At 51.1% G+C, this 18,798-nt stretch carries 21 protein-coding genes and 1 tRNA gene; 12 read left to right on the plus strand and 10 right to left on the minus strand.

From position 1 onward, the window contains the following. Window positions 1–8 precede the first annotated feature (8 nt). Genes JU82_RS03775 through JU82_RS03790 form a run of 4 tightly spaced genes read left to right on the plus strand, consistent with a single transcriptional unit; the run spans window position 9 to window position 4,558 of the window. Window positions 9–1,256 carry a hypothetical protein gene (locus JU82_RS03775; RefSeq protein ID WP_037946659.1) on the plus strand — a complete coding sequence of 416 codons (1,248 nt, stop codon included), beginning with the start codon at window positions 9–11 and terminating at the stop codon, window positions 1,254–1,256. Beyond that, window positions 1,256–2,248 carry a MoxR family ATPase gene (locus tag JU82_RS03780; protein ID WP_037946660.1) on the plus strand — a complete coding sequence of 331 codons (993 nt, stop codon included), beginning with the start codon at window positions 1,256–1,258 and terminating at the stop codon, window positions 2,246–2,248. Before JU82_RS03775 ends, JU82_RS03780 begins: the two co-directional genes overlap by 1 nt. Further along, on the plus strand, window positions 2,218–3,321 hold the full coding sequence (locus JU82_RS03785) for a VWA-like domain-containing protein (RefSeq protein WP_294892099.1): 1,104 nt from the start codon (window positions 2,218–2,220) through the stop codon (window positions 3,319–3,321). Before JU82_RS03780 ends, JU82_RS03785 begins: the two co-directional genes overlap by 31 nt. Further along, window positions 3,314–4,558, plus strand: coding sequence for an AAA family ATPase (locus tag JU82_RS03790; RefSeq protein WP_037946664.1), 1,245 nt, complete (start codon window positions 3,314–3,316; stop codon window positions 4,556–4,558). Before JU82_RS03785 ends, JU82_RS03790 begins: the two co-directional genes overlap by 8 nt. A gap of 9 nt (window positions 4,559–4,567) precedes the next feature. Here the strand turns inward: JU82_RS03790 and fetB are convergent, their stop codons facing one another. After that, window positions 4,568–5,314, minus strand: a complete 747-nt coding sequence (gene fetB / locus JU82_RS03795) for an iron export ABC transporter permease subunit FetB (protein ID WP_037946667.1) — start codon at window positions 5,312–5,314, stop codon at window positions 4,568–4,570. 123 nt (window positions 5,315–5,437) lie between these two features. Next, on the minus strand, window positions 5,438–6,034 hold the full coding sequence (locus tag JU82_RS03800) for a peroxiredoxin (RefSeq protein ID WP_037946669.1): 597 nt from the start codon (window positions 6,032–6,034) through the stop codon (window positions 5,438–5,440). A 181-nt stretch (window positions 6,035–6,215) separates the two neighbouring features. Between JU82_RS03800 and JU82_RS03805 the strand changes: the two genes are divergently transcribed. Beyond that, on the plus strand, window positions 6,216–7,982 hold the full coding sequence (locus JU82_RS03805) for an ABC transporter ATP-binding protein (protein ID WP_037946670.1): 1,767 nt from the start codon (window positions 6,216–6,218) through the stop codon (window positions 7,980–7,982). A gap of 10 nt (window positions 7,983–7,992) precedes the next feature. Further along, window positions 7,993–9,060 (plus strand): AI-2E family transporter, encoded by a 1,068-nt coding sequence (locus JU82_RS03810; RefSeq protein ID WP_037946672.1) that lies wholly within the window; start codon window positions 7,993–7,995, stop codon window positions 9,058–9,060. Between the two features lie 4 nt (window positions 9,061–9,064). On the opposite strand, the gene JU82_RS03815 is transcribed toward JU82_RS03810, so the two are convergent. Further along, complete coding sequence (locus tag JU82_RS03815; protein WP_037946674.1) at window positions 9,065–9,385, minus strand: hypothetical protein; 321 nt, start codon at window positions 9,383–9,385, stop codon at window positions 9,065–9,067. A 10-nt stretch (window positions 9,386–9,395) separates the two neighbouring features. Then, window positions 9,396–9,800: a hypothetical protein gene (locus JU82_RS03820; protein WP_037946677.1), complete on the minus strand. Its 405-nt coding sequence runs from the start codon at window positions 9,798–9,800 to the stop codon at window positions 9,396–9,398. Between the two features lie 93 nt (window positions 9,801–9,893). Between JU82_RS03820 and zupT the strand changes: the two genes are divergently transcribed. Then, entirely contained in the window at window positions 9,894–10,730 is an 837-nt protein-coding gene (gene zupT, locus JU82_RS03825; RefSeq protein ID WP_037946679.1) for a zinc transporter ZupT, read from the plus strand. Here the strand turns inward: zupT and JU82_RS03830 are convergent. Beyond that, window positions 10,717–11,490: a hypothetical protein gene (locus JU82_RS03830; RefSeq protein WP_294892100.1), complete on the minus strand. Its 774-nt coding sequence runs from the start codon at window positions 11,488–11,490 to the stop codon at window positions 10,717–10,719. The genes zupT and JU82_RS03830 overlap by 14 nt on opposite strands. A gap of 132 nt (window positions 11,491–11,622) precedes the next feature. Between JU82_RS03830 and JU82_RS03835 the strand changes: the two genes are divergently transcribed. Continuing rightward, complete coding sequence (locus JU82_RS03835; RefSeq protein WP_037946683.1) at window positions 11,623–12,267, plus strand: ParA family protein; 645 nt, start codon at window positions 11,623–11,625, stop codon at window positions 12,265–12,267. A 29-nt stretch (window positions 12,268–12,296) separates the two neighbouring features. Further along, the gene (locus tag JU82_RS03840; protein WP_037946685.1) at window positions 12,297–12,518 is read left to right on the plus strand and encodes a hypothetical protein; all 222 of its coding nucleotides are present in this window, start codon (window positions 12,297–12,299) and stop codon (window positions 12,516–12,518) included. A gap of 20 nt (window positions 12,519–12,538) precedes the next feature. On the opposite strand, the gene JU82_RS03845 is transcribed toward JU82_RS03840, so the two are convergent. The 5 genes from JU82_RS03845 to mraY form a co-directional block, all read right to left on the minus strand. Further along, window positions 12,539–12,967: an Hsp20/alpha crystallin family protein gene (locus tag JU82_RS03845; RefSeq protein ID WP_037946687.1), complete on the minus strand. Its 429-nt coding sequence runs from the start codon at window positions 12,965–12,967 to the stop codon at window positions 12,539–12,541. Window positions 12,968–13,192: 225 nt separating this feature from the next. Continuing rightward, window positions 13,193–13,474 (minus strand): hypothetical protein, encoded by a 282-nt coding sequence (locus JU82_RS03850; RefSeq protein ID WP_294892101.1) that lies wholly within the window; start codon window positions 13,472–13,474, stop codon window positions 13,193–13,195. Between the two features lie 172 nt (window positions 13,475–13,646). Beyond that, window positions 13,647–13,722, minus strand: a tRNA-Phe gene (locus tag JU82_RS03855). Window positions 13,723–13,787: 65 nt separating this feature from the next. Continuing rightward, window positions 13,788–14,996, minus strand: a complete 1,209-nt coding sequence (murD, locus tag JU82_RS03860; RefSeq protein ID WP_037946689.1) for a UDP-N-acetylmuramoyl-L-alanine--D-glutamate ligase — start codon at window positions 14,994–14,996, stop codon at window positions 13,788–13,790. Between the two features lie 12 nt (window positions 14,997–15,008). Further along, window positions 15,009–16,067, minus strand: a complete 1,059-nt coding sequence (mraY, locus tag JU82_RS03865; protein WP_037946691.1) for a phospho-N-acetylmuramoyl-pentapeptide-transferase — start codon at window positions 16,065–16,067, stop codon at window positions 15,009–15,011. 91 nt (window positions 16,068–16,158) lie between these two features. On the opposite strand from mraY, the gene gpmI reads away from it, so the two are divergent. The 3 genes from gpmI to acpP all read left to right on the plus strand — a co-directional run bounded on the left by gpmI (window position 16,159) and on the right by acpP (window position 18,695). Continuing rightward, window positions 16,159–17,634, plus strand: coding sequence for a 2,3-bisphosphoglycerate-independent phosphoglycerate mutase (gene gpmI / locus JU82_RS03870; protein ID WP_037946693.1), 1,476 nt, complete (start codon window positions 16,159–16,161; stop codon window positions 17,632–17,634). Between the two features lie 14 nt (window positions 17,635–17,648). Continuing rightward, complete coding sequence (gene fabG / locus JU82_RS03875; RefSeq protein ID WP_037946696.1) at window positions 17,649–18,392, plus strand: 3-oxoacyl-ACP reductase FabG; 744 nt, start codon at window positions 17,649–17,651, stop codon at window positions 18,390–18,392. Window positions 18,393–18,464: 72 nt separating this feature from the next. Continuing rightward, window positions 18,465–18,695 (plus strand): acyl carrier protein, encoded by a 231-nt coding sequence (gene acpP / locus JU82_RS03880; RefSeq protein ID WP_037946706.1) that lies wholly within the window; start codon window positions 18,465–18,467, stop codon window positions 18,693–18,695. Window positions 18,696–18,798 lie beyond the last annotated feature (103 nt).

Raw genomic sequence — 18,798 nt, forward strand, 5'->3', positions numbered from 1 at the left:
ATGCCCGTATGAATTATGGGGAATTGGCCGGAAAATCGGTTTTATTGTTGGGAAAGACCCGCTCGTTACGGGAAGCGGAATTTGAGAAGCTCTTAAAGCTGCACGGCATCGGATTGGCTAAAACGTTTACGGACGGTGTGGCCCTCGTCGTAGAAGGACGGATGATGAATCCGATCGAGCAAAACGAGAGCGAACGGCTGTATGAAGAGAAAGCGGCGCCGATCATCGCCGTCGAGGGGCTGGAAGAGTGGCTATGCCGCTCTATCGAACCGAATCGGTTGATGATGAGTCTGAAACTTTCCCGCGATCAGGAACGGCTTGTCGATTTTCTCAAAAACCCCTACATCGCCGACGAGCTTTTTTACAAACTGCTCAGGCTCTACGACTGGCAAAGCGAGGGGCTGTTCGACAATGATCGCAACCGCGATGTTACGGCTGCGATTATCGGACGCTTTTATGTTGATCTGGATCGAAATCATAACGTCCAGTACGCCATGAGCGGACTGGCGCATCTGATAGAGCAATACGGCACCGGCGAACTTATCGAAGCCATTGCGGAGCTTTCGCCGATTGCGCGCGAGCTGAAAACACCTTACGACGCTTCGCTTAAGGGAGTTCTGGATGCAATGGCGCTTCATCCCGAAACACCTGAAAAAATAGTTCGGGCTTTGATAAACGAACGGGCCGAGTTGCTGGCGTGCCGCGAACCTTTGGCCCTCGAAACGGAGCTTTTGGAGCTTGATAATGCGAGAGTAAATGCCCTGTTGGCACAAAATCCGAGCCTGTCATCGCCGGGTGCCGATCGGTTGGAGGCAGGGTATCCGGCTCAAATCGCGGCGCATGCCCCTCTCTGTGCTGAGCGGTTTGAGAGGCTTGTGCGCGAATATGCCGCTGCGCTGGGGGCTAACCGCTCGCTTACGGTGCCGATGCAGGAGCGGTTGTCGGCTCTTTCCAATGAAGCGGTATTGGAATCGCTTGCGTCAAATCCTGCGGCAACCGCTGCGGTATTGGACAAACTCTACGCCGATTCGCGTTACCATCAATACCTCGCCGCCAATCCCTCAATGGAAAAGAAAAGGCTCGAAGAGCTGTCATTGAGCAGCAATGCCGAGGTACTGTCGGCACTCGCCGCCAATCCCTCAACCCCTATTGAGGTACTGTATCAGCTTTCGCTTGACCGCCGATTTGAACGGAGCGTCAAAACAAACAGTGCTTTCGGCAAACACATTCAAACCCACAACATAGGATGGCATTGATGCGAACCTCCGATACCGTCACGACGATGCGCTCTTTGATCGCGGCAAAAATTCCCGCTTTTTTGTGGGGTGCGCCGGGCATCGGCAAATCGTCGATCATCAAACAGATTGCCCGTGAAGCGGGGGTGGAATGCATTGATCTGCGTCTTTCTTTGCTGGATCCGACCGATCTGAAAGGGATTCCGTTTTATGAGCGGGAATCGCATAGCGCGCTGTGGGCGCCGCCGTCGTTTCTGCCGCGTGAGGGAGAGGGAATACTGTTTCTGGATGAGCTCAATTCCGCCGCTCCCGCCGTGCAGGCATCGGCGTATCAGCTGATCCTCGACCGCAAGGTGGGAGAATACACCCTTCCCGATGGATGGGCAATTGTGGCGGCCGGAAACCGCGAGGGGGATCGCGGCGTCGTGTACCGCCTTCCTTCGCCGCTGGCGAACCGGTTTGTCCACGTCGAGATGGAAGTGAACGTCTCGGACTGGCGGGACTGGGCACTCGGTGCCGGAATCGATATGCGGGTGCTAGCCTATATCGCCTTCAAAAACGAGGCATTGTTCGCGTTCGATCCGCTTAAAAACGAGCGCAGTTTTGCCACTCCACGAAGCTGGGAAGCGGTTCACCGGATTTTATCGACCGATCTGCCGCGTTCGTTGTGGCTCGATGCCATCGGCGGGGCGATCGGGCATGATGCGGCCGTCGATTTTTTGGGATTTGTTCAGGTAATGGACCGGCTTCCCGATGTCCAGGCGATTATGCGGGGTGAAGATGCCGGAGTGCCTGAGGACCTTTCAGCCCTTTATGCTTTATCGGCGGCTTTGGTGTCGCGTGTCCTAGCGTCTGCATCGGATGAAGCGGTTTCCAACGTCCTGCGGTATACGTTGAAACTCAAAAACGAGTTCGCCGTTCTTGTCGTACAGGACCTGCAGCGTCAGGGTGTAGCCATGGAACATCTTGACGCGTTCGGCGAATGGGTCGACGCATACGCCTATTTGCTATGATCGACTTTTCGCCTATCAAAGCCAGACTACTGCTCGACTACCCGTTTTTCGGCACCATTTCGAGTGCGATGGAGATGAGGGTAAACGATAATATCGAAAGCTTTGCGACACGTGAGAACCGTTTTGAGTATCGCGAAGCGTACATGGAAAGCCTCAATGAATCGCAGATGACGTTCGCTTTGTGCAATGCGGCATTGCACGAAGCGCTCTCACATACTCTCAGACGGGGGAATCGCAGCCCGTGGCTATGGGAAATGGCCTGTGATTATGCCATCAACGCCCTTTTGATCGATAACGGGTTTGCTCCCCCTCCAAGCATCACCTACGATTCGCGTTTCGGCAATCTCAGCGCCGAAGAGATTTATGCCGAGATTTCTCAGGAATTTTTGGATCAGGAACAAAATGACCGTGACAGCGACGATGGGCGCGAGAATGAGGGAGCCGACGAGAAGCTCTCTAGGGCGCAGCGTGAAAAACGGACGCGCGAAGCGCTTGAGAAAGACGACCCTCTAAGCGAGGGAATAGGGCGGCTGCTTGGGAAACCATCAGCCGGGACAATCGATTGGCGACGCGAAGTGCGTGAGTCGATCGGGGGGCATTACATCAGCGATTATACCCTGATCCCTCCGAGTAAAAAGCTGTTATACGAGGGTATTTATCTGCCGGGAGCCCATTCGCGCCGTCTGGAACTGACGATTGCTATCGACAGTTCCGGTTCGGTCGATGAGGTGCTTTTGGGGCAGTTTATCGCCGAAATAGAATCGATCACGGAACTGTTCGGCTCCTATGCGATCGAACTGTTGGTATGTGATGATCGTATCCGAAGCCACCGTAGTTTTACCAACGGCGAAGCGATAGAGTATGAGCTCGTCGGCGGGGGAGGGACCGATTTTTCCCCCGTTTTTGCGTACGTCGATACATTAATGTATCGGCCAGCTTTACTGCTCTATTTTACCGATTTGGAAGGGAAGTTTCCGCTGTTAGAGCCTGCATACGAGACGCTGTGGATCGCGCCTAAGGCTGTGGAGGTTCCATTTGGACGCGTTATTGTAATGGGAGGCGAGAATGCTTGAGAAGGCGTTGGCTATATTGGGATATTCCAATCTTTTTATTACCGGGGGTGCGGGTGCCGGGAAGACGACGCTGACGCGCTCGCTTATCGACCATTATGCCGCACAGGGAAAACAGGTTGCCCGTCTCGCCTCGACGGGGATGGCGGCGACGCTGATCGGGGGACAGACGCTTCACAGTTTTTTTGATCTCGGGATCGCCAATTCCCAAGAAGAACTGGAGCGCAACGGCAAACTCGAACCCTCCAAAAAGGTCGTCAAACTGATCCGGTCGATGCAGATCATTGTGATCGACGAGATCTCGATGGTGAGCGCGCCGCTGCTCGATATGATCCGTCTGCGCCTGTTACAGGCGGAGTTTTCGGGACGGCTGATCGCAGTGGGGGATTTTTTGCAGCTCCCCCCCGTTACGCGCGGGAACGAGCCGATTTATTTTGCGTTCGAATCCCCAAGCTGGCAGCGTATGGGATTTGAGACGCTTCATCTGGAAGGTTCGTTCCGCACCCACGAAGCGGAGTTTTTAACTCTGTTGGAAAAAGTACGCCATGCCAAGCTCGACGAAGATGCACATGACGCGCTCGAAGCGCTGGTAAAGCCGCTGAGTGAGGATATGAGTACGATGACGTTGCTGTTCGGCAAAAATATCAGCGCTCAGAATCATAACCGCTCTCAGCTTGAGCATTTGAACGGCGAAGTCATCGAAGTCGAAACGTATGTGAGCATCCACGATAAAAAGATGCAGGAACGGGACGTGGAGCGTTTCATGAACGAGAGCCGAATTGAGCCGATTTTAGCGTTGAAAGTGGGTGCTCCGATCCTCTTTACCCGTAACGCATGGAACTACTACAACGGCGAGAGAGGAATGATAACCTCCATCGAGACCGATCTGATTTGGGTGAAAAAAGCCGACGGTGTCAGCGTCAAAGTGGAACGGGTCGATACGGTGAAAACGCGGTGGATCGAAAAAGGAAATACGGCATCGGAAGAGAAACTGATCACCCTGAGCCAGTTTCCGATCACGCTGGCGTTTGCGATCACGATTCACAAATCGCAGGGGATGAGCTTGGCCGATTACGTCATCGAGACCAACGAGATTTTCGCCCCGTCGCAGTTTTACGTCGCGCTCTCTCGCTCGGTATCGGCTCATCGCGTAACCCTGACGAAGCCGAATCGAGGGTGGGAAAAACTGTGTTTCGTCCACCCGAAGGCGATTGGGTTTTTGGATACGCTGACGGAGTAAAACCCCGATTTAGTTTTTTTCTCTGCTAAACGCCGCACCGATGATGACGCGGTACGAAAAGAGGGTGCTAAACAGGGCGGATAGAAGCGCGACGGCGACCATCATGTACATCACGGCGAGCTGATACGAGACCGCCTCAAGCGGGTCGGCTCCGGCAAGGAGCATCCCCGTCGTAATTCCGGGGATGTGAATGATCCCGACCGTCTGGAGCATATTGATCGTCGGGATCATCGAGGCTTTGACGGACGTTTTTGATGCGTGGGAGAGGGCATCTTTGAGCGGAGCGCCGAGCGCAACCATCCCTTCGATCGTCTCAATCGTGTTTTTCACCTCGCCCCGAAACCGCTCGGTGCTTTGGGTGTAGACGTTGAGGGCGTTGCCGATGATCATCCCGCCGATGGGGATCATCTCGTGCGGCACCATGTGGATCACCCCGAACGCCATCATCGACAAAAAGACGATTCCCGACGATGCGCCGAGGGTAAACAATGCGATTTTAAAGCTCTCATCTCCCAAAGGAGAGCGCTTTTTAGCGGTATAGGCTCCAAACGCGACCATTCCCAGCAGAATGAAAAAGAGGAGCGAGGGGTGTTCGATCTGAAACAGATAGACGAGGGCGTATCCGAGCAGCCCCAGCTGCACCATTGCCAGAATCGAGTTGGTGAGGATCGTTTTTTCCAGACCGAAACGTTCGCGGCGCGAATACCACAAAGCAAAAATAATGAGAAGATACGAGGCTAAAAAAGAGTATTGCATAAAGAAAGGATAAACGATTTTTGATTAAGGAAAAGAGTGGGAAGAAATCTGCCTCGAAGAGGCAAGCTTCAGTGCCATAGCGGCAAGCGTAGCTACAGGGGCTTAGCTCCTGTAGCGTTCAAATCAAAGTGACTCAGCGTGTGAAGCAAGGTATTCCGCAACACCTTCGGTGCTGGCTTTCATACCTGTGTCGCCTTTGTTCCAACCTGCTGGGCACACTTCGCCGTGCTCGTTGGTGAACAACATCGCGTCGATCATACGAAGCATTTCGTCGATGTTGCGTCCGAGAGGAAGGTCGTTGATGACGGCGTGGCGGATGGTTCCGTCTTTGTCGATCAGGAACGATCCACGAAGAGCGACCGATTCGCCGAACAATACGTCGTAATCGCGTGAAATCTGTTTGTTAAGGTCTGCAACAAGCGGATAGCGAACCTGACCGATACCGCCTTGGTTTACCGGCGTGTTTTTCCACGCGAAGTGGCTGAACTGCGAGTCGACCGATACGCCGATCACGTTGATGCCGCGTGCGGTGAACTCATCCAAACGGTGGTCGAACGCGATGATCTCAGAGGGACATACGAACGTAAAGTCGAGCGGATAGAAGAACAAAACCGCACCTTTTGGTCCGAGGTTTTCATAAAGATTGAAATTATCAACGATTTGGTTGTTGCCGAGAACGGTCGTCGCGGTAAAATCGGGAGCTTTTTTAGTAACGAGCATGGGATTTCCTTTGTGGTTTTTTTAAACGTGCAGAAATTGTAACACACGAACTTTAATGCAACTGAATCACATAGAAGTAACTCATCTTTCTAAAGGAAAATTTTTATTATCTGGAATGGCTTTTGCAGCCATACCTTTTTTGAACTGCTATAATCGCACTATTCACTTATGCGGAAAGACAATGGTCACGTTTAAATCCCTTTTTTCGATGATGCTGCGGCACAAACGCTCTCTTGTATGGGGGAATGCGATCGCTTTGGCCGCAACGCTCGTGTCGATTCCGATCCCGCTGCTGATCCCTTTGTTGGTCGATGAGGTCCTGCTTAAAAAAGGGGGATGGGTAACCGATACGATCAACCGTTTCAGCGGATGGAACGAACCGCTTCTTTACATCGGCATCGTACTGGCCGTCACGATCGCTTTGAGGTTTTTGTTTTTCATCCTCAGTGTCGCCTCGCAGCGTTTTTTTATCACCCTTTCGCAAGAACTCAGCTTCGGAATCCGCCGCCGTGCCCTCGAACACCTCAAAAAGGTTTCGATGAGCGCGTACGAGCGGCTGGGGAGCGGGCAGGTGGTGACGAACCTTGTCACCGATATCGAGACGATCGAGCAGTTTTTGGGGAATGCTTTGGCCAAATTCGTCGTTTCGGTCACAACGCTGATCGGAGTGGCGGTCGTGCTGATCTGGATCAATCCCCTGTTCGGGATTCTCATTTTGATTTTTCAGCCGCTGATTATGGTGGTTACCCGTAAGATTTCGGGACGAGTCGGAAAGCTGAAAAAAGAGCAGAACCGTATGATAGGCGAGCTTTCCGATACCCTGACCCAAATGTGCGATTTGTTTGGTCAGATACGCTCCAGTAATAAAGAGGAGCGTTTTATAGCGCGTTCGATCATGCAGGCCCATGCGCTCAAAGAGAGCGCGACGGCATACGGAACCAAGGCGCTTGCCGGGGAACGCTATTCATACACCCTGTTTTTGAGCGGGTTTGAGGTATTCCGGGCGTTGGGACTGGTGATGGTGCTGCATTCGGATCTTTCGATCGGGATGATGTTCGGGGTATTCGGGTATCTATGGTTTATGATGACGCCCGTGCAGGAACTTTTGTCGCTGCAATACGGCTATGCCAATGCCAAAAATGCCCTCGCACGGGTGAACGAACTCCTCTCGCTCCCCAAAGAACCCGAATATCCGACGCATTCCGATCCGTTTACGACATCTGCGCAGGGGGTGGCAATCCGCACCGAATCGCTGGTGTTCGGATACGATCCAGACCAGCCGATTCTAAGAGGGATCGATCTGAATATCCCCCAAGGGGGAAAGGTCGCGATCATCGGTGCAAGCGGAAGCGGAAAAAGCACGTTAGCGCAGCTGCTGGTCGGGTTTTATCCTCCGACGTCGGGGGATATAGTGTATAATGGGATGAGTGTCCGCCAAATCGGATTCTCCCGGATACGGGAGAATGTATTTGTCGTACTGCAGCAGCCGCTGATGTTCAATGATACGCTGAGGTTCAATTTGACGATGGGCGATGAGGTGGACGATGAAACGGTATGGAAGGCCTTGGAGATTGCTCAGCTGGCTTCTTTCGTCCGAACGCTTCCGCAGGCTCTTGAAACGCAGGTCGGAAAATTCGGTATCCGTTTGTCGGGGGGACAGCGTCAGCGCCTCTCGATCGCACGGATGGTTCTGGCCAATCCAAAAGCGGTGATTTTTGACGAATCAACGTCGGCACTTGATGTTCACACCGAAAGTGCCCTTTTTGCCGCATTGGAAGAGTTTTTGAAAGAACGCACCGTCATCATCATCGCCCACCGTCTGAGCACGATCACGCAGGCCGATTATATCTATGTGCTCGAAAACGGTTCGATCCTCGAAGAGGGGACGGCTCGTGAACTCGAACGTTTGGACGGGAATTTCAAGCGTTTCGTAGACCGTCAGCACTAAAGAGGAAGATATGGAAAATCGATTATTCGTCCGTTTTATGCTTTTTACCGCATTGGGGCTTACTTTTTGGCTTTTTTTCCCGTTTTTAAAAAGCTTTTTTCTCGCATTGTTGTTGGCTATGGTCGTTTTTCCGCTCCACCGGATCGTTGAAACGGCGATTCTCCGCATACCCCGGATGGAGAGGCTATCATCGGTGGCTTCGGCAGGGATAGTGACGCTGGGGCTTTCGCTGATTCTGTTTATTCCGATTATGATTTTTCTTTATTACCTTTTTGACCGTCCCGAGCGCACGATTTCGCTTATCCGTACACTGGGAGACCGGATCGATGCCTTGCCATGGCTTTTGCCGTCATTTCTGGCATGGCTGCAAGAACCTTTGTATACGTTGATTATGTTTGGCAAGGTGCATAAAGACGAGATCATGAGTACTTTGGCTTCGTGGCTCGGCAGCGGGTTGGGAACGTTTGCAGCGATGCTCGGCGAGATGGTGATGATCGTCGTATTTTTCTTTTTTTTGACATGGTACGGACGCAGCATTGCCCTTTTCTTTTTGCCGATCATTCCGCTCTCCCGCACGGTCAAACGTGAATTTGTTACCGAGATGATGACGACGACGGCCGTTGTTTTTTATACGTTCGGCGGGGTAATGATGGCTCAGGGGCTTGCATTCGGGGTCTTTATTACTTTTTTCGAGGGATATAATCCGTTTCTGCTTGGGTTCATGACGGCGATTTCCGCCATAATCCCGATTGTAGGGACCGCACTCGTATGGATTCCGGTGGCGTTGAACGAATTTTTCAAAGGCAACATCGTCAATGCCGTGATTATCACCGTATATTCGTGGGCAATGATGGCTTTTTTTATCGACAACATCGTCAAACTGGTCATTTTGAATTTTGTCAACCGCTCCCTGAACCGTGAGAATCACAAAATGAACGATTTTGTCATTTTCTTCGCGATCGTCGGCGGATTGGCGACATTCGGGTTTTGGGGATTTGTGTTCGGTCCGGCTATCGTCGCGTTTACGTTGACGACCCTGCGTATGCTTCGTAAAACGAACCGCAGAGTATGCCGATAGTCTTTTAGCTTTTTGCGCTGAGGGCTCTGACCTCTTCTTTAAGGCGGCCAAGCTCTTCCATCATCGCTGCGATATCTTCGCCTGATGGTTTTTCATCGCTGTGCGTATAGCGTTGGATCGTCGATTGGACACTTTCAGCCACCGCGTCGAATTTGCTTTTGGCCTGATCGATCAGAGCGTTATGGTCGAGATTCAACGTCCCTTCAAGCTCATGAATTTTGTCGATGATGTCGTCTTGATGTTTGAACAGGTAATAGGCGGCGGCTCCTCCGAGCGCCGCACCGAGGACGAAGCTGAGCAGGCCGTGGCCGTTATTGTCGTTCATGATGTACTCCTTATTCTTTGGTTTTTTTCTTGAAAATCTGGGACATCGCCCCGATTGCCAGTGTTCCGATCGTGACTTTGGCGATGCCGTTGGAAGCTTTGAGCGCCAGAGATTGAGTTTCGGTGTGGATGTAACTGATCAAATCATGCACTTCGTGCAATGCCATGCGCGATTTTTCGCTGACGGAGCTTGTTTCGTCTTTGAGGTGGACGAGCAGTTCGCTGATGTCGTGCAATGTTACGACCGCTTTGGTCGAGATGATGCTGAGCTCGTTTTGGGCGTGGCCGATAAACTCCTGCAGCCGCTGAGCCGTTTTGAACATCTGAACTCCGATCAGGATGATAACGGTTGATATGAATACCATACATGCGGCGATAACGCCGACAAAGACGGTTAGAAGTTCCTGTTCACTCATTGGGTACCCTTTTGTACTTATCGATTTATTATAGCGCGCTTTTGAAAAATTTTGCTACTATCGTGTTATTCAGAGGGATCATAAAGGTTCAGGATGCAGTACACGTACGACGAATTACTCATTGCGTTTTCCCTGACGCTGTTGGCCGGTCTCTCCACCGGGATCGGTGCGGCTTTGGCTTTTTTCTCCCGCAAGGATAACACCGCATTGCTGTCGGTCGGAATGGGATTTTCAGCGGGAGTAATGATCTATATTTCCTTTGCTGAGATACTGGTCAAATCCAAAACGGCTTTTCTCCCCCGTTTCGGCGAAATCGGAGCCGAGGCATGGATGCTTGTGTGTTTTTTCGGCGGTTTTGCGATGGCGTTCGCCATTGACCGTCTTATCCCTGAGGATATTAACCCTCATGAGTTAAAAACGGATGCCGAACTCTCGGATTTAAAAAGCGGCAAACATGACAAACACCGATCCCATGCGCTCCACCGAACCGGCATATTTACCGCCGTTGCCATTGCGATCCACAATTTTCCCGAAGGTTTTGCGACGTTCGTTTCGGCACTCGATTCTCTGACGTTGGGTATCGGGATCGCATTGGCCGTAGCGATCCATAATATTCCCGAAGGTATGGCGGTATCGCTTCCCATTTATCATGCGACGGGCAATCGCAAAAAAGCGTTCGGGTATGCTTTTTTCTCAGGATTGGCCGAACCCTTGGGGGCGGCTTTGGGATTTTTCCTGCTGATGCCGTTGATGGGAGAGCTGACAATGGGGATTACGTTCGGGCTGGTTGCCGGGATCATGATCTACATCTGCTTTGATGAGCTGCTGCCTTCGGCACGGATATACGGTAATTCTCATACGACGATGGGCGGAATCGCAGCAGGGATGGGAGTTATGGGGATCAGCTTGATCCTCTTTAAAATTGTCTGAGATATTTCAGCGTGTCGAAAATCGCAACGCCGTCTTTTCCAAGATAGGGACGAAGCGGCTTCAAGAGCGAATGCGTCACATGATAGCGCTGCGCTTCGGAGGTGAGCGCATCCCATAGATCGGGGCGTACTGCACGGCGGTAGGCATCCAGCACCGTTTCAACGAGTTCGGGATCAGTGATCTTACGGTAGAGGGTATGCGCGTATAAAAAACCGTCGCGTACGATGGCCTCTTCCGTGGAGAGAGAATTTTCCAGATTCTCTTCAAAATCCATAAAATAGATTTTCCCCTCTTTGTACGCGATATCCCGCAACGCGGGGCGAGAATGGTAAAAGCCCCGGTTGTGCATGTCGGCCAAAGAACGGGAAAGCTGTATCAGCAGGTTCTTTTTTTCTTCGTGCCGCATCCCCGAATTTAAAAGCAGTACATTCAGCGGGGTTCCGGCATCTTCGAGTACCAGATACGCCGGTGTGCGGAGCATTACTGCAGGGACGTTGATGCCGTTTTTTTTCAGCTCCTGAAGCCGTCTGGCCTCGTACGCCAGCGAGCTTTTGGGATCGGTGACAACGGTAGGGCGGAAAAAATTGTTTTTCAGGAGTTTCGAGAGAATCAGCATAATCTTGTGCCAGATGTTTGCTTCTCCGGCATCAGGCTGTTTAACCCAGTATTTTTGATCATTGTGCACGAAGCTGAAGGTACGCCGGTGAGCATTCTGTGACAAAAGGCCGACAGCCGCGTGTTGAAGAGAAGCTAAATCCATTTTGTCCTCAGTAATGATAATCGCAATTATGACATTCGCTTCGTTCAACATTTCTTTTATTTTGTTTCTAATATTCTTTTAAGGATCAAAAACATATACTTTTTATATTCTATTCATATTGAAGGTATATTAATGATCCTTACCCTTTCGCATCAAAAAGGCGGCGTCGGGAAATCGACCGTTGCCTGGAATCTCACCGTCAATTTTTCCAAAATGATCCCGACGCGGATCGTCGATCTTGATACCCAGCGCTCGTTGACCGTGACCAACGCACTTCGACGCGAGCAGGGGCTTGAAGCGATCGAGATGCTTCATTTCACTACGGCCGAAGAATTGGCCGAATACGCCGCGGCCGATTCGGACGGCGTATTGACGATCATCGATTCGGGCGGATTTGACAGTGCGTTTAACCGTGTCGCGATCATCGCATCGGATTTGCTTATAACCCCTGTCAGCGACAAACCGTTTGATCTGATGGGGTTGCAAAAATATGAAGAAATCCTCAAAAGCCTCTCGGAAATCCAAGGAGAGACGATCAAAACGCGCGTGCTGTTCAACAACATTAACCCGTCCATGAAACGGTTCGGCGAACTGGTCGACTTTATCTGTACCTCCGAGCACTTCGATCTGCTGGTCAGCGTACTGCGTCAGAGAGTCGATATGGCCCATTCGGTCGGTGAGGGAAAAAGCATCAAGGAGTACCGGGTATTCAGCCGCGCCGATCAGGAGATGGACGAATTGGTCGAGGAAATAAAAACGCTTTTAGATATTAAATAAATATCTATAGTATATATAAAGGATATAAAATGGCCAAGAAAAGTTTTTTGCAAAACATCGAAAGAGTGAAAAGCTCCGCTGCCATGAGCGAACGGGAAGAGGGACAAAAAGGGGAGAAAGGAAAGAAGAAAAAACTGATCACGATTCCGGTCGATTGGGAGAACAAAATACGCGATTTTCACGGCGGTACCGTGAGCGCCTATATTCTGATCGCCTTGCAGGAGAGAATGCAGCGTGACGGCCTTCTGTAAAAGCCGGCACGCTGCCGGGCTTATTTGATTTTGATCTCTTTGGCGGCTTTGTTCTTGCCCTCTTTTTTCGGCAGGGTTATCTCAAGAACGCCGTCTTTATTTTCGGCGTGAATGTTTTCGCTGTCGATATTTTCAGGGAGTGTGAAACTACGGGTAAAACTGCCGAAACTGCTTTCCATTTTGTAATAATCCTCTTTTTTGACCTCTTCTTTGGTCTTTCGCTCCCCTTTGAGGGTGAGGACGTTATTTTCGACTTTGACGCTGATGTCTTCTTTTTTGACACCCGGCAGATCGACATCGATGTGATACGCGAATTTCCCTTCACGGGTGTTGATCGAGGGGGTGAAGGTGGTGAAGATGTCTTTTTTCAGATCGGTTGAAAGCGCATCGCCCATGCGTTCTTCTAACGAACGCAACTCTTTCCACGGGTCAAATCGTGTTAGCAACATGATAAAGCCTTTTCAAGAATTCACAGAAGCACACTTCCTTTTTACTCGATACACTCAGAATTCAGCTTCTGCGTCAGAAAAATTTAGCACCGACCGGATTAAAAGTCTATAAGATTTTATAATTACGATGAAGACAAGGGCGCATTATGCGCGGTATAGGGAAAGCGGAGATCGCAAGGGGCAAACGTTCTCTTCTCCCATGAGGAGAAAAGAGGCAGAAGAGAATCAGTTATTCGGTTTTTCGAAACAAACGCTTCCGCTAGTACCGAATTTGTTTTCTGTGGTGTACTCGGAGATGTAAATCATTCTCCAGCCGTCGTATTTTTTGAAGATTCCGAGCATTTCCGAATTGCTGCGCATATCGACTTCTTCGCAGCGCGTCATCATATTCGAATTCGCATCCGATGCTCTGAGCTGGGATTGGATATTGGCAGGGGAACACGCGGTGAAAAGAGTTGCCGCAGCGGCTCCCGAGATTGCAAGGATCAACGATTTGCTTGTAGTCATGATACTCCGATATTATAAATGAGGCGGCATTGTTTCACAGAGGGACTTTAGAGGGCCTGAAAACGGTGTTATTGCGCTTATTGTATTGGGAAAAATAGATCTGTTTGAAAACGGATTGTTGAATGCTTGTTATGAGCGTTTTATGTTTGTTGTTGGGGGATTTTAAAAGTGGTGGTGGCCAATCTCGGAATCGAACCAAGGACACGCAGATTTTCAATCTACTGCTCTACCGACTGAGCTAATTGGCCACATTTGTGAGGCCGAAATTATAGCCCGATAAGCTTAAAAACAAGCTTAAAGATAGTGAAAGGGGCTATTTCGCGGCGGCGGCCAATTCTTTAAAGAGGTTCCCGCGCTGCGCGTAGGACGTGAACTGATCGAGGCTTGCGGCGGCGGGAGAGAGCATTCCGATGCTGTGGCGGTTATGCTTTTGGCTGATTTCGTGCACGGCGACGTCGAGAGTGTGGCACAGTGTACAGGGAATGGCGTATTGGCGGCATAACGCTTCGAGACGCGTTGCATTTGATCCGATCGCGTAGACGGCAACGTCGTAGTTTTTGAGCGGGATGAAAAGCTCTTCGAGATCGACCCCTTTGTCATCGCCCCCCAAGATCAAATGGATGCGATGATCTTTGTAGGTGCGCAGTGCGGCCAGTGTCGCATCGATGTTGGTCGCCTTGGAGTCGTTGATCCATAAGCGGTCTTTTGCATCGCGGAACTCTTCCTGACGGTGAGGGTCAAGGACGAACGCGTTGATTTTGTCGTAGTCGCACCGGTCATAAAGGATTTTGTCGATCCCCATCGCGATCAGGGCATCCATCAAAAACGCCCCTTTGAATTTGATGCGGCTCGTGTCGAATCCGAAATATTCGGCCAGATCGGCTTCGGTTTCGTAAATAATTTTAAACGCGTTGGTCGGTTCGTCCGCGAACATTTTGGGGAGGATGACCGCTTCGCCCTCTTTCATCATGGAGAGAGGTTTGAGTTTGGCTTTGTAATACTCTTCCATACTGCCGTGCCAGCTGACGTGGTCGGGGGTAACGGGCAGCAGCGCGTAGATGTTCGGACGGGCGACGTTCGTGTAATGCATGCTGAACGAACTGGTTTCCAATACCCAGATAGGGGCATCGGAGGACATATCGGCAAGCGGCGTACCGATATTGCCGCCGCTGATGGCGCCTCGGTCGGCGAGAAGGTATTCGACCATTTGGGTCGTCGTCGTTTTGCCGTTGGTACCGCTGATCCAGATTGAAAACGGCATTGTCGGGGCGAAAAAATCGTATTCGCTGATGAGGTGTTTGGATTGCCGTATCAACGGATGGTACGGAGGAAATCCCGGAGAGGGGATCTCGTGGGTGAAGAGGGACGTATCGAATTCGCTGACCGGTTTGAGGATGTTTCCCTCGTCGTCGGTGGAGGCTTCGGTGATTTTGTCATCGAAAAAAGTACAGGGGCCGAAGGCTTTGGCGATGGCCCGGGTGGTTTTCCCGTAGCCGAAACAGGCGATATTTTGTTGTTGCATGGCGGTATTCTTTTAGCGGATTTTGAGGGTGATAAGGGCGAGGATATTCGACAACAGCGAAATGATCCAGAAGCGGACGATAATCTTGTTTTCGGCCCACTGCTTCATCTCGAAATGGTGATGGATGGGTGCCATCAAAAAGACCCGTTTTTTACGGAGTTTGTAACTGCCGACCTGCAAGATGACCGATACCGTTTCGATAACGAAAATAAGCCCGATAAGGATCAAAAGGATTTCGCTTTTGCTGATGATGGCCATATAGGCGATGAACGCCCCGAGGGTGAGCGAACCGCTGTCTCCCATAAACACCTGTGCAGGGTGGCAGTTGAACCACAAGAAACCGACCAGCGAACCGATCAGCGCTGCGGCGATGATGACCACTTCCCCGGCGGGAATTTTCGGCATCAACAGGTAATGGGCGAGAGCGGCGTTTCCGACGATGTAGACGATGACGCTCAGTGAGAGAAGGGCGAAGATAGAAGGGACGGTAGCCAGCCCGTCAAGGCCGTCGGTAAGGTTGACGGCGTTGGAGGTAGCGATGATGACGAGAACCCAGAACGCGACGCTGAACCATCCCATGTCAAAAAGGCTTGATTTGATAAACGGGACGTAAAAACCGGTATCGAGTTTGGCGTAATAGATCAAAAACACTCCGATCGCCAGACCGAAAACAAGCTGAAGCGCCATTTTGGCACGGGCCGAGAGGCCGGAAAGATTGTGGCCGCCGCGGATTTTTCCCCAGTCGTCGGTGAACCCGATATAAGCGTAAAAAACGAGGGTCAGCAGTCCGCCGATAACAAAAGGATTCAGGATGTTGACGGTGAGCAATGACGCGATGATCGTCGACGTGACGAAGACGATTCCCCCCATTGTCGGCGTTTTGGCTTTGCCCTGATGGGCGCTGACGTATTCGTTGATCGGCTGAACACGGGCGGAGCGTTGAGCCCATGCGATAAATCGCGGCATTAAAAAGAGGGTAAGAAACAAACCGATGAAAAAAGCGACGCCCGCACGGACGGTGATGTACTGAAACAGATTGATCCCGAGGGTTTGATAAAACCAATATAACATCAATTAACTCTTTGTGATTAAATTTCAAAAGCAATGCAAAAGTGACATTTTAATATAATCCCCCCAAAGTTTGATTAATCAAGGAGGCAACTTGAGCAAAAAAACCGTTTTGGTCATTACCGACGGGATCGGGTACTCGCCCAAACGCGACTACAATGCGTTTCATGCGGCCAAAAAACCGACGTATGAGCGGTTGTTTTCCGAAGTGCCTCATTCGCTGATCGATACGTTCGGTTTGAGCGTCGGATTGCCCGAGGGGCAGATGGGAAACTCCGAAGTAGGCCATATGAGCATCGGAAGCGGCCGTGTTTTGTATCAGGATCTGGTCAAAATCTCTTTGGCGCTTCAGGAAGGAAGCTTTGAGAAGAATCCGGTATTTTCGGGCTTGTTGAAAACGAGCAAGCGCCTTCATCTGATCGGATTGATGAGTGATGGCGGTGTGCATTCGCACATCGATCATATCATGGGAGTTGCCGAGATTGCCGCCGAAGAGGGCAAAGAAGTCTGGCTGCACCTGATTACCGACGGGCGCGATGTCGCTCCGACCTCTGCGAAGCTTTTTTTGCACAACGTGACCGCCTACGCGCACAACAACATCAAAATCGGTTCGCTGGGCGGCCGTTTTTTTGCGATGGACCGCGATAACCGATGGGACCGTGTCGAAAAAGGGTACGACGCGATGGTGCGCGCAACGCCCTCAAGCGAGCAAAGCGTGGCCGATTACATCGAGAATGCCTATGCAGCCGGAGAGACCGACGAATTCATCACTCCGACGGCTTTTGAGGGGTATGAAGGGTTTAAAGACGGCGATGCGGTGTTGATGCTCAACTTCCGCAGCGACCGGATGCGCGAAATCACCGCAGCGATCGGCGATCCTGAATTTTCGGGATTCAAGCATGAATTTATTCCGACTCATCTGGCAACGATGACGCAGTACGATAAAAACTTCCCCTATCCCGTCCTTTTTCCGAAAGAGGCTCCGGCGAACGTTTTGGCCGAAGTGATCAGCCGCCAAGGGCTACGCCAGCTGCACACCGCTGAAACGGAAAAATACGCCCACGTCACCTTTTTCTTCAACGGCGGGGTGGAAGAGCCGTATGAAAACGAGACACGGGTACTGATCCCGAGTCCCCAGGTCAAAACGTACGATATGCAGCCGCAGATGAGCGCCCCCGAAGTGGGAGACGTTGTCGTCAAGGCGATGGACGAGGGATACGATTTCGTCGTCGTCAACTTCGCCAACGGCGATATGGTTGGCCACACGGGTAATTTTGACGCGGCGATCAAGGGGGTCGAAGCGGTAGACGGGCAGCTGGGCCGTATTGTCGAGGCTGCCAATCGCAACGATTACGCCCTCGTCATCACGTCCGATCACGGCAACTGCGAAGAGATGCGTGACGATGCAGGCAACATGCTGACAAACCATACTGTCGGCAAGGTTTGGTGTTTTGTGATGGCGGAGGGAGTTTCCCACGTTCATCCCGGCGCTCTGAACAATGTAGCGCCTACGATTTTGAAGCTGATGGGGCTCGATATCCCCGCAGAGATGGATTCACCACTTATTTAACATAAAGGATAATAATGAAGTTTAGCGGTAAAAATGTATTGGTAACGGGTTCGAGCCGGGGAATCGGAGCGGAAGTGGCAAAAGTGCTGGCAGGCTACGGCCTCAAGGTATGGATCAACTACCGTAGCGGCGCGGCGGCGGCTGATGCGGTCAAAGCGGCAATCGAAGCCGAAGGCGGAACGGCAGCGGTCATCGGGTTTGACGTAGCGGACGAAGCGGCGTTTGTGGATGCGATCAAAACGATCGTGGATGCTGACGGCGAACTGTCGTATCTGGTTAACAACGCGGGGATCACGAACGACAAACTTGCACTTCGGATGAAAGTCGAAGAGTTTACCGGAGTGCTTGATGCGAACCTCACTTCGGCATTTATCGGATGCCGCGAAGCGATGAAAGCGATGCGCAAACAAAAATTCGGTGCCGTCGTTAACATGGCGTCCATCGTCGGAGAGAGCGGCAACGCCGGACAAACAAACTATGCCGCCTCCAAAGGGGGGATGATCGCCATGACGAAGAGTTTCGCGATCGAAGCGGCGACGAGCGGTATCCGCTACAACACGGTAACACCGGGGTTCATCGCGACCGATATGACCGATGAACTCAAAGACGAAGTCAAGGCAACCTTTACCTCCAAAATCCCGATGGCCCGTTTCGGAGAGGCCAAAGAGGTTGCGGAAGCGACGGCCTTTTTACTGAGCGATCATGCCAGCTACATCACCGGAGAGACGCTGAAAGTAAACGGCGGGATGCTGATGTAAGGGAGGGGATTTCCCCTCTTAAGTTAAATATGCTATAATTATGCGATTTTATTCATTAGAACAGGAGCTATTATGGCACTTTTGGACGATATTAAAGAAGTAGTGGTTGAGCAATTGAGCGTAAACCCGGACGAAGTTAAAGAGGATTCTAAATTCGTTGAAGATCTCGGCGCTGACAGCCTTGATGTTGTGGAATTGGTAATGGCTCTTGAAGAGAAATTCGATATCGAAATTCCTGACGACGAAGCAGAAAAAATCCAAACCGTTCAAGATGTAATCAACTACATCGAAAGCAAAAACTAAAAAATATTATCGAGGCGTATGCCTTGATAAAACCTATTTATATATGGTCTAAGAGATTGGCTCAACGGAGCTAAAGTTTCAGACCATCCATCATCAGGAGAGA

The sequence above is a fragment of the Sulfuricurvum sp. MLSB genome (assembly GCF_000747095.1).
Classification (GTDB): domain Bacteria; phylum Campylobacterota; class Campylobacteria; order Campylobacterales; family Sulfurimonadaceae; genus Sulfuricurvum.